Annotated in this window: 8 protein-coding genes and 1 tRNA gene; 4 read left to right on the forward strand and 5 right to left on the reverse strand. The window is 72.0% G+C overall.

Annotated features, from left to right (window positions below):
- Positions 1-599: glycoside hydrolase family 6 protein (locus tag VFV89_RS20160; protein WP_329707765.1), on the reverse strand; the 599-nt coding region annotated here is incomplete at its 3' end.
- 117 nt (positions 600-716) lie between these two features.
- On the opposite strand from VFV89_RS20160, the gene VFV89_RS20165 reads away from it, so the two are divergent.
- Positions 717-790 (forward strand) — tRNA-Arg (locus VFV89_RS20165).
- 59 nt (positions 791-849) lie between these two features.
- Positions 850-2,007 (forward strand): HoxN/HupN/NixA family nickel/cobalt transporter, encoded by a 1,158-nt coding sequence (locus VFV89_RS20170; protein WP_329707766.1) that lies wholly within the window; start codon positions 850-852, stop codon positions 2,005-2,007.
- On the opposite strand, the gene VFV89_RS20175 is transcribed toward VFV89_RS20170, so the two are convergent.
- Genes VFV89_RS20175 through VFV89_RS20185 form a run of 3 tightly spaced genes read right to left on the reverse strand, consistent with a single transcriptional unit; the run spans position 2,008 to position 4,405 of the window.
- Positions 2,008-3,279 carry an aspartate aminotransferase family protein gene (locus tag VFV89_RS20175; RefSeq protein WP_329707767.1) on the reverse strand — a complete coding sequence of 424 codons (1,272 nt, stop codon included), beginning with the start codon at positions 3,277-3,279 and terminating at the stop codon, positions 2,008-2,010.
- A complete protein-coding gene (locus tag VFV89_RS20180; protein WP_329707768.1) occupies positions 3,276-3,905 on the reverse strand; it encodes a VOC family protein in 630 nt (209 codons plus the stop codon). The genes VFV89_RS20175 and VFV89_RS20180 overlap by 4 nt, the downstream gene beginning before the upstream one ends.
- 44 nt (positions 3,906-3,949) lie before the next feature.
- Complete coding sequence (locus tag VFV89_RS20185; protein WP_329707769.1) at positions 3,950-4,405, reverse strand: Lrp/AsnC family transcriptional regulator; 456 nt, start codon at positions 4,403-4,405, stop codon at positions 3,950-3,952.
- Positions 4,406-4,493: 88 nt separating this feature from the next.
- Between VFV89_RS20185 and VFV89_RS20190 the strand changes: the two genes are divergently transcribed.
- Positions 4,494-5,393 carry an EamA family transporter gene (locus VFV89_RS20190; protein ID WP_329707770.1) on the forward strand — a complete coding sequence of 300 codons (900 nt, stop codon included), beginning with the start codon at positions 4,494-4,496 and terminating at the stop codon, positions 5,391-5,393.
- Entirely contained in the window at positions 5,393-6,373 is a 981-nt protein-coding gene (locus VFV89_RS20195; RefSeq protein WP_329707771.1) for an aldo/keto reductase, read from the forward strand. Before VFV89_RS20190 ends, VFV89_RS20195 begins: the two co-directional genes overlap by 1 nt.
- Before the next feature lie 36 nt (positions 6,374-6,409).
- Here the strand turns inward: VFV89_RS20195 and VFV89_RS20200 are convergent, their stop codons facing one another.
- Entirely contained in the window at positions 6,410-7,024 is a 615-nt protein-coding gene (locus VFV89_RS20200) for a maleylpyruvate isomerase family mycothiol-dependent enzyme (RefSeq protein ID WP_329707772.1), read from the reverse strand.
- Positions 7,025-7,254 lie beyond the last annotated feature (230 nt).

A 7,254-nucleotide genomic window follows, 5' to 3' on the forward strand; every position in this document is an offset into this window, starting at 1 on the left:
GCGTAGCCGACGAGCTGTGACGGCAGCTGCGACCCACCCGGAGCGCACAGCGCGAAGGGACCGTCCGGCTGCAGCACCAGCGCGACGTGCGCGTCGCCGATCCCCGCGGCGAAGCGGTCGATCCACCTCTTGTAGTCGCGCTGCTCCTTGCTCGTGGGGAGGCGCCGGCACGCCTCGTCCTCCCATGGCTTGAGCCGGAACACCGTCATCTGGACGAGCGCCTCGGGGTCGCCCGCCTGCGCGTTCTTGATGTGGTCGCGCACCTTGGAGGTGATCTGGCTCGCCGGGATCCACTGCCCGTACCACTTCGCCTTGGGTGCGAGGGCGATCCGGGCGAGCAGCTTCTTCCTGCGGCCCTGGGCCCGGAGGTACGGCGTCCACGACTGCTCGCCGGTGCCCTTGTAGACCCCCCACGTGCGGTTGGCGAGCGGGTTGGCCTCGGCGGGCGTGCGCGCCGCTCCCGCGCCCCGTGTCGCGGGTGCCGGCGTGCCGACTGCAGCGGGCGTCGTCGTGACGGCCAGCGCACAGACCAGTCCCGCCGCGATCACCGCGGCCAGCCTGGAGAGCACGACGGGACGTCGCGAGGGCTCCCTCCGCATGCCTCCAGACGACCATCGGAGGCCGCGGTCACGCCGGGGTTCGCGGCGAAATGGTCCTTTCGGTCAGACCTCGACGAAATCGCTGCGGGCCGGGCGCCTGGGCCACAATGGCCCCGCGCCCCCGTAGCTCAGCTGGACAGAGCGAGTCACTTCTAATGACTTGGTCGCGGGTTCGAATCCTGCCGGGGGCACCCCCAAATCCGATCGGCTCGCTGTTGCGTATTGTTTGCAACAACGAGGAGGTCGCCACATGCCGGTCCTGCAGGACACCACCGTGACGAAGCAGTCGCGGCTCCGGGAGTTCCGTCGCAGCCTGAGCGCGCGCGACAGACGCTCCCTCGTCGCGATGTGCTCGTTCGTCGTGGTCCTGCACGTCGTGGGCTTCGTGGTCCTGTTCGCGCTGGTCGCGCCCCACGGCTACCGCCTCGGCGGCGACCACTCGGTCTTCACTGTCGGTGTCGGGCTCCTGGCCTACACCTTCGGGCTGCGGCACGCCTTCGACGCCGACCACATCGCCGCGGTCGACAACACGACGCGGAAGCTGATCGGCGACAACGCGGCCCGCGAGGCCCGGGGCGAGGATCCACAGCCGAAGCCGCTGTCGGTCGGGTTCTGGTTCTCGCTCGGCCACTCCTCGATCGTCTTCGCGCTGGCCTTCCTGCTCTCCCTCGGCGTCCGGTCGCTGGTGGGGCCGGTCCAGGACGACGACTCCACGCTGCACACGATCACCGGCGTGATCGGTCCGTCGGTGTCCGGGACCTTCCTCTGGGTACTCGGCATCCTCAACCTCGCCGCGCTCCTCGGGATCCTGCGGGTCTTCCGCGAGATGCGCCGGGGCCACTACGACGAGGCCGAGCTCGAGAAGCAGCTCGACTCGCGCGGCTTCATGAACCGCATCCTCGGCGGCCTCACCAAGTCGGTGCGCAAGCCCTGGCACATCTACCCGATCGGGGTGCTGTTCGGCCTCGGCTTCGACACCGCGACCGAGGTCGGGCTGCTCGTGCTGGCCGGCGGCGCGGCGGCGTTCAGCCTCCCGTGGTACGCGATCCTGGTGCTGCCGGTCCTGTTCGCGGCCGGCATGTGCCTGATGGACACGGTCGACGGCGTGTTCATGAACGCGGCCTACGGCTGGGCGTTCGCCCAGCCGGTGCGCAAGGTCTACTACAACCTGACCATCACCACGATCTCGGTCATCGTCGCCCTCGTGATCGGCACCATCGAGCTGGTCGGCGTGTTCGCAGACCGGTTCTCGATCGACGACGGCGTCATCGGCGCGATCGCGAGCATCAACCTCGACTACGCGGGCTACGCCATCGTCGGCCTGTTCGTCGTGTGCTGGGTCGCGGCGATCTCGGTGTGGCGGTTCGGCCGGATCGAGGAGCGCTGGTCGGCCGATCTGAAGGTCTGATCAGAAGTACGTCGCCACGACGTCGTCGAACGCCGCGACCAGGCCGTCGCACATCGCGTCGGTGGTCGGGATGCTCACGGTGATCATCCCGCGCCTGGCCAGCCAGAAGCCCCGGTTCACCAGCCCGAAGAAGACCAGCTCCTTGACGGCCACCTGGTCGTCGCTGAGCGGCTTTGAGGCGATGATCGGGTGCGGCGCCGGGTGGATCGTCATCAGCGAGCCCCGCCCCGACACGTGCAGCCCGGCGGGCGCGGCCACGGCGTCCAGCGCCGCACGGAGCCGGTCGCCGCGCTCGTTGACCGCGTCGAGCACGTCGTCGGTGAGGACCTGCTCGAGGCCGGCGATGCCGGCGCTCATCGTGAGCACGTTGTTGTTGAACGTCCCGGCGTGGAACAGCGCCCCGGGTCGGCTCGGGTCGTAGGCCGCCATCAGGTCCGCCCGGCCGCCGAAGGCGCCGAAGGACAGGCCGCCGCCGAGGTACTTGCCCAGGGTGGTGAGGTCCGGCCGGACCCCGACCACCGACTGGAGCCCACCGGGCGCGAGTCGCGAGGTCATCACCTCGTCGAAGACCAGCAGCGCGCCACAGGCGGTGGTCTCCTCGCGCAGCATCGCGAGCAGCTCGTCGGACGCCGGCACGCAGCCGCCCGAGCCGAGCATCGGCTCGATGAGGACCGCGGCCAGCTGCGTCGCGTGCTCGCGGATGAGGGCGCGGGTGCCGTCGACGTCGTCGTAGTCGGCGAGCACCCACTCGTGCGGCACGGTGACCGGGCTCGGCCCGTCACCGAAGGTGAGCACGCCGCCGTGGTAGCCGCCGCGGAAGACCAGGATCCGGCGCCGGCCGGTGGTGGCCACGGCCAGGGCGAGCGCCATGAGGTTGGCCTCGGTCCCGGAGTTGGTGAACCGCACCAGGTCGATGCCCGGGAAGCGCCCGCACACGAGCTCGGCCAGCCGCGGCTCGAGGTCGTTGACGCTGCCGAAGCTGAGCCCGCGACCCAGGGCGTCCCGCACGGCATCGAGGATCACCGCCTGGGAGTGGCCGTAGAGCCCGGCGGTGTACTCCCCCAGGAAGTCGGCGTACCGGTCGCCGTCCAGCGACCACAGCCAGGCGTCCTCGCCCCGCTCGAAGGCCAGCGGGAACGGCTCGAAGTGCAGGATCGAGCGGGTGTTGCCCCCGGGCATCGACTTGGCGGCACGCTCGTGGCGCTCGGCGCTGCTCGGGTTGCGGTCGGCGTACCGCTCGACCTCGGTGCGTACGGCGTCGGCGAGGGTCACGTCGGGAGCTCCGTCCCGGCGAGCTCCGCGCCCATGTACTCGGCGTACCAGTCCGGCCAGTTCTCGTCGTACTCGCCGCCGTTGCGGGCCTCGTGCTCGCCGTGCGCGGCCGCTGCCCGCCGCAGCGCGGCCGCGAGGTCCGCCACGTCGGCGTACGACGTCTCGGTCGGGTCGACGCGGCCGGGGAGGCGGGTGGTGACCTCCTGGAGCAGCCAGCGGTTGCCGTCCGGGTCCGTGAACGTCACGAACGTGCTGTAGCTGGCCCGGTCGTCCGCGGGTCCGGCCAGCCGGTCCCCTTCGTCGGCCCGGAACTGCGCACCGGGGCTGCCGGGATGGAACACCTCGCTGGCGTCGGCGCCTCGAGCGACGAGCTCGGCGCGCGCCTTCTCCGCATCCGACACGATCAGGTAGAGCCCCTCGGCGCTGCCGGGAGCGGCGGAGGTGATGTCGGTGCCGAACTGCACCGAGCACGGCGAGCCGGGCGGGGTCAGCTGGACCACGCGGAAGCCGTTGTCGAACGGGAAGTCGGCGTCGAGCCGCCAGCCCAGTCCGAGGTAGAACTCCTTGGCCCGGTCCACGTCGCTGACCGGGATGACGACCGCTTCGAGCTTCAGGTCCTGGTCCACGTGATGCAGCCTGCCCGCAATCCGTCCGGCGCGGAAGGGAGCCCTCAGTCCGGGATCGGCAGCGGTCGCGGAGGGACCGGCGTGGTGACCACGACCGAGGACACCGTCTGCCCGTACATCAGGAACCTGTCCAGCGTCGCCTCGAGCTCCGGGATGGATGCGGCGTGCACCTTGATGAGGAAGCAGTCCTCGCCGGTGATCCGGTGGCACTCGCTCACGTTGTCGAGGGACTCGGCCAGGGCGGCGATCTTGGTGAGCTGACGGGCCGCCGGGCGGACCCGGACGAACGCCGCGACCGGCAGGCCGAGCGCGGCCGGGTCGACCGACATGCTGAACCCGGTGACGACCCCGGCCCGCTGCATCCGCTGCACGCGCTCGGTGACCGCGGGCGCGGACATCCCCACCTTCCGGGCCAGCGCGGACATCGCGATCCGCGGGTCGGCGTGCAGCTCGCGGAGCAACAGCCTGTTGGTCTCGTCGAGCTGGTCGAGGTCAGTCACCTGATCCACCTTCGATCCGAAAGAAGATCATCAGCCACACCTTCAAGTGTGTCTTCAACCACCCCAGTCTGCGACGCACCATGGTCTGGTGGCAAGCAACGCACTGCAGCGCTCGGAGCCGGTTGCGATCGGGTTGGTGGTGGTCGGCGCGACCTTCCACTACCTGGGCCCGTCGTTCGCGGTGCTGCTCTTCGCCCACCTCGACCCGATGGGGGTCGCCTGGCTGCGGATGGCCTCGGCGGCCGCGGTCCTGGCCGCGATCCGGCCGCCCGGGCGGGCCTGGCGCGCCGCGGGCCGCGAGGAGCGGCTGCTCGTGGTCGCACTCGGTGCCGTGCTCGCCGGGATGAACGCCGGCTTCTACCTGGCCCTCGACCGGCTGCCGCTCGCGACCGTGGCCGGGATCGAGTTCCTCGGGGTCATCGTCCTGGCGGCGTACGGCGCCCGCACCCGCCGCAACGCGCTCGCCCTCGCGCTCACCGTGGCCGGGGTCGCGCTGCTCGTCGAGGTCCGGATCGCGGGCACGCCGGCCGGCCTCGCGCTGGCAGTGGCGAACTGCGTCGGCTTCATGCTCTACGTGGTCCTCGGCCACCGGCTCGCCACCACCTCCAGGAGCAGCGTCCTCGACCGGCTCAGCCTGGTCGTCGCGGTCGGCGCGCTGTTCGCCACGCCCTTCGGCATCGCGGCGGCCGCGCCGGCCGCCGGGCACCCGGCGTGGCTGCTCTGGGGGGTAGGGGTCGGGGTCTGCTCGACGGTCATCCCCTACCTGACCGACCAGCTGGCGATGGCGCGGCTGCCCCGGGCGACCTACAGCCTCCTGCTCGCCCTGCTTCCGGTCACCGCGACCGTGTGTGGTGTCGTGCTGCTGCGCCAGCTGCCCGGCGTCCAGGACCTCGCCGGCCTGGCGCTCGTGGTCGCCGGCGTCGCGGCCCACCGGTCGCGGGAGGCGGTCCGGGAGAGCGAGCGACCGAAGGACGCGGTGCCGGCCTGATGGACCACGTCAACCTCGGCAGGAGCGGCCTGGTCGTGTCGCGGCTGGTGCTCGGGATGATGAGCTACGGCGATACCAGCCGGCGGGCCTGGCACCTCGACCTCGACGCGGCCCGGCCGATCGTGCGCCGGGCGGTGGAGGCCGGGGTGACGGTCTTCGACACCGCCGACGTCTACGACCGCGGCGCCAGCGAGGAGGTCACCGGACGGCTGCTGCGCGAGCTGTTCGCCTCACGCGAGGACTACGTCGTCGCGACCAAGGTCTACTACCCGATGTCGGACCGGCCGGGGGACCGCGGGCTCTCGCGCCGGCACGTGCTGGCCGCCGCCGACGCCTCGCTCCGGCGGCTCGGCACCGACCACATCGACCTCTACCAGGTGCACCGCTGGGACTACGCCACGCCCGTCGAGGAGACCATGGAGGCTCTCGACTCGCTGGTGCGAGCCGGGAAGGTGCGCTACCTGGGCGCCTCGAGCATGTACGCCTGGCAGCTCGCCAAGGCGCAGCACGTCGCCGAGCACAACGGGTGGCACCGCTTCGTCGCGATGCAGAACCACTACAACCTGGCCTACCGGGAGGAGGAGCGGGAGATGGTGCCGCTCTGCCTCGACCAGGGGCTGGGCGTGCTCCCCTACAGCCCACTCGCTCGAGGGCTGCTCACCGGCAGCCGGCGCCGCGAGGGTGGTGGCGCGACCACCCGCTCGGAGAACGACCCGGCGGCCGTCTCGGCGTACGTCCCGGAGGACTTCGACGTGGTCGACGCGCTGTGCGCGGTCGCCCGCGAGCTCGGCCGGCCACCGGCCCAGGTGGCGCTGGCCTGGCTCCGCACCCGGCCGGGGGTCACCGCGCCGATCGTCGGAGCGACGAAGCCGCAGCACCTCGAGGACGCGCTCGCCTCGCTCGAGCTGAGCCTGGACGCCGACCTGGTGAAGCGGCTGGAGGAGCCGTACCGGCCACACGAGGTCAGCGGCCCCGAGTGACCGGGGCCCTCAGGCGTCCAGGCCCAGCGCAGGTGCTCAGAGCAGGGGCAGTGCGGGGTCGTTGTCCGCCACCCGGCCGGCGGCGCGGCGGATCCAGTCCAGCCCGCCCCACGGCGGCGAGACTCCGGCGCGCTCCTGGTAGGCCACCGTCAGCGCGCAGCTCACCGCCACCACCGCCCCCGGGAGCAGTGGTGCGTCGGCGCGACCCAGCGCGCGCTGCAGGTCGTCGCCGTGCACGACCAGCTCGAGGAGGCGGGTCATCAGGAAGTCCTCCCGCGTGATCGGTCCGCGGCGCGCCTGGTAGACCTCGGCGTCGAGGCGGTCCAGCGCGGCGAACGCCTCCCCGGCGGTACGCCGGAAGCCGCCGACGAGGTCCTCGCCGAACTCCGCGGAGATCTCCCGGGTCATGCCCGCGATCTGGTCGGCCGCCGGCGGGTAGGCGCGAACGTAGTCGCCGAGCGAGAGCGGGACCGCACCGGGCGGGGCCGCGACGACGTACCTCGCCAGCCCGATCCCGAGGCCGAGGTGGGCGACCAGCTCGCGCACGGTCCAGTCGCCCAGCCCGACCGGCTCGACGAGGTGGGCACTCACAGGCACCTCGTCGAGCCAGTCGGCCAGTGCGGCGTACTGCTGCTCCAGCAACGACCTCACGCCGCCCGACCCTCGCCGACCGAGCGGCCGCTGTCGAGGAGAGCGGCGGCCACCGGTCGTCGAGATCCCGCCAGTACCCAACCGGGCGCCCTAGGAGACTGCTGAACAATCGCGCGGCGCCTGCGCCGCGATAGCCGCACGCTGGCTGTGTTGCCGCCCCTCGAAAGGCGCCCAGCCTGCCTTCGGGACGGACGCCTTGCCATCGCACGACTCTCGCGACGCAGGCATCC

The organism is Nocardioides sp., assembly GCF_036274455.1.
In the GTDB taxonomy this organism is placed as follows: Bacteria; Actinomycetota; Actinomycetes; order Propionibacteriales; family Nocardioidaceae; genus Nocardioides.